Consider the following 2,585-nt stretch of genomic DNA (forward strand, 5'->3'; position numbering starts at 1 on the left):
CCCGATCTCGGAGTAGTAACCCTCGGGGTCGCAGTACATCCGGACGACATCCCAGCGGTCGAAGATGTGCTCCACTGCGACTTCGAGCTGATCGCGCGGGATCTGGCCGCCGTACTCTGCCGGATTCCAGATCGTCGGCCGCAGCGCACGTTCGTCGCCGTAACGCGGCGTGAACGAGTAGCCCTCCTTCGTCTGCGCCCGGATCGCCGTCCAGTCGTTGGACTCCGAGCCGTCGAAACCGACGCAGATCTGAGTGCCGGCCTTGGGATTCGGCAACCACAGTCGCTCAGGCCCTCGCATACGCACCGTCCCAGACATCCTGATCCATCCAGGCACCCACACCCTGAACGAGGCGATTGCCGAACCAGCGCTCCGCTTTCGGTGGATCGGTCTCCGAAATCTCCTCGGCTTCAGCGTCGATCGAGTCGATCGAGATCCACGGGCAACCCGCGTACACGAATCGCAGCAACTCTCGACGTTCTTTCCTGTTCTCCCAACGCAACCCGGTCGGCGGCATTCGGTAAAACTTGAATACGTCTTTCATGCGCGATTCGTAGGTCCGCTGCGCATACGAGTGCTGAGCTGGATTCCAACAGTTCGTGGTTTCCATCGTGCGGCCCTGCATACCTGCCGCACCTCGACGTTGCGCATCAGCGACCTCGACGAGCTTGTTCTCTTTCGTGTAGAGCCCGGTCTCGTCATTGAGGACGAACGAGACGCGCTTTCCAATGCGAGACAGGGCATTCGAGGTGACCTTCTCCACCATCGAGTCGCGGGCATTGCCCGGCAACCGAATGAAGTTCTCCCGGATCCCCATCATCTCCGACAACGGGCCGTTCTCGATCATCGTCGTCAACGGTCCGTAGACGTTGTCGACCTGATCCTCCGACGTCGCGGTCAGCTGAATGATCGGCGTCGGCCACGGCATACCCATCGGCTCGCCCGGGTTGTAGGCATGCTCGAAACCGCAGCCACACCCGAAGTCCGAGCACGCGTACCCGTCGCCAGCCTCGGCCCAACCCGCGAACAACGTCGGCCCCACAGCCTCGCCCGCGATGACCGCCGCCGACCACGGACCCTTGCCCGACTTCTGCGGACCGACGATCTGCGACCGCCGATACGTGAACGCCTGATTGAGCATTGGCTTGCGCGGCTGCCACCGAGCGGACTTCTTCACCCGGTAGTGGTTTGCGGTGCACCAGAACTGCCAGTCGGCCATAACGAACGGATCCCCGACGTTGAATCCGTCGGGGATCGAGCAGTGCGCCTGATACCAGGGGTCGAGAACGTCAGCGAGGGTGGGGAAGTCGACGGCGTACGACTCAGTCGCTGCCATCGGACCGGACTACACCACGCAACCGGCGACCGGTTCCCGTCGTGCGTTCGATGACCTTGCCCGCCGCACGCTGTTTCGCCGGCGGCGACTCCGGAACGATCTGATCCTTGGGCACGATCACCCAGCCGTTCTCCTTCAGGCCCGACGGCGTCAGACCGATCTGGTCAGCGAGGCGCAGCGCAGCGGACGCCACTGCGGCCGGCGCTTCCGGATCTTCCATCTTCACGGTCCAGCGAACCCACATCGCGATCGTCCGGAAGCGGTACGGCTCGCGAATCCACTGCGCTGCCTGCGGAGTCGTCCAGGCTTCGGCCCACACGAGGCCTTCACGCTCAGTGGCATCGGGCAGGAACTCCGACAGCGGAGGGAAGTCGTCGCTGTATCCCTCGACCGGCAGACGAGTTGCCTTCAGATCGCGTGCATCCGAACGAGCCGAGTACATCGAGGGCTTCGGCCCGGACCTGCTGCGTGCACCTCCGTGATTCGTCATCGCCACCAACTCCTACGTTCGGCAGTGCGCCGAACAGACAACCGCAGCAGTGCGCCGCGGGAGAAACGATCAGAACCACCCCATACGGTGGGCGAACTTCCGGACGCAGGACGCGACCAGGTTGTGCCATCGGTCCATCAGGGCCACGACTGATACCTCTCTTGGAATTGCGCATCGTCCATTACGGTCCACTCACCGTCGACGAGCAACACCCAAGATCCCGGGACGACCTCGACGTGACAGACAGTGAGTCTGCATGGTTGCGCTGCACAACCCTTCAGCCCGTCGTCCGACTCGAAGGCCGGCGTGGCTTCGGTCCACGACGCGACACCACCACTGAGGAACACCCAGTTGACGATGTCTTTGCCACTCGTCGACGTTCCGTAGAACTGCATCGCGTCGAGATCGACGCGGCGAGTGCGGAACCTTCTCGGCAGGTGGCGCATTCGACTGTGATTCAGATTCTGCGCTGGCATGTCGCAGGTTCCTTTCAGTGCTGAGCTTGCGCGGGAAGCGAGGCCTTGCCGAACAATCGAGCGATTCGCTCTTTCTCGGCAGCCTTCTCCTGGCTGAACTCCAAGCCGGGATTCATCCAGGTCTGCATCTGCCGCAGATACCTCGCGGGCGGTGACTCGTGCATCGGCTGGCCTCTCGATTTTCCGGAACTTCTTGAACCCTCCGCACCTCGGAGAGCCCTCCCCCACGGCGAACCTCGAGGAGCGGGGCCTAGGGGCACCCCCCTGGGGTGCATCGCCGCAG

The 2,585-nt window shown here is 63.1% G+C and carries 4 protein-coding genes and 1 pseudogene; all 5 read right to left on the bottom strand.

Features of this window, described 5'->3' with window-relative positions; translation table 11 throughout:
* Nucleotides 1–300: pseudogene (locus tag ASG84_RS19000) on the bottom strand (terminase); the annotation flags it as partial.
* Nucleotides 287–1,336: a hypothetical protein gene (locus ASG84_RS19005; RefSeq protein WP_057478589.1), complete on the bottom strand. Its 1,050-nt coding sequence runs from the start codon at nt 1,334–1,336 to the stop codon at nt 287–289. The gene ASG84_RS19005 and the pseudogene ASG84_RS19000, both read right to left, overlap by 14 nt.
* Complete coding sequence (locus ASG84_RS19010) at nt 1,323–1,826, bottom strand: hypothetical protein (protein WP_057478590.1); 504 nt, start codon at nt 1,824–1,826, stop codon at nt 1,323–1,325. The genes ASG84_RS19005 and ASG84_RS19010 overlap by 14 nt, the downstream gene beginning before the upstream one ends.
* Nucleotides 1,827–1,963: 137 nt before the next feature.
* Nucleotides 1,964–2,302, bottom strand: a complete 339-nt coding sequence (locus ASG84_RS19015) for a hypothetical protein (RefSeq protein WP_057478591.1) — start codon at nt 2,300–2,302, stop codon at nt 1,964–1,966.
* Between the two features lie 14 nt (nt 2,303–2,316).
* Complete coding sequence (locus ASG84_RS27595) at nt 2,317–2,466, bottom strand: hypothetical protein (RefSeq protein WP_156399618.1); 150 nt, start codon at nt 2,464–2,466, stop codon at nt 2,317–2,319.
* Between the last annotated feature and the right edge of the window lie 119 nt (nt 2,467–2,585).

The sequence above is a fragment of the Rhodococcus sp. Leaf278 genome (genome assembly GCF_001426085.1).
Classification (GTDB): Bacteria; Actinomycetota; Actinomycetes; order Mycobacteriales; family Mycobacteriaceae; genus Rhodococcoides.

Coding starts and splice junctions, on each gene's coding strand:
- ASG84_RS19015 (WP_057478591.1), bottom strand. CDS start 2,302: ATGCCAGCGCAGAATCTGAATCACAGTCGAATGCGCCACCTGCCGAGA.
- ASG84_RS19010 (WP_057478590.1), bottom strand. CDS start 1,826: ATGACGAATCACGGAGGTGCACGCAGCAGGTCCGGGCCGAAGCCCTCG.
- ASG84_RS27595 (WP_156399618.1), bottom strand. CDS start 2,466: ATGCACGAGTCACCGCCCGCGAGGTATCTGCGGCAGATGCAGACCTGG.
- ASG84_RS19005 (WP_057478589.1), bottom strand. CDS start 1,336: ATGGCAGCGACTGAGTCGTACGCCGTCGACTTCCCCACCCTCGCTGAC.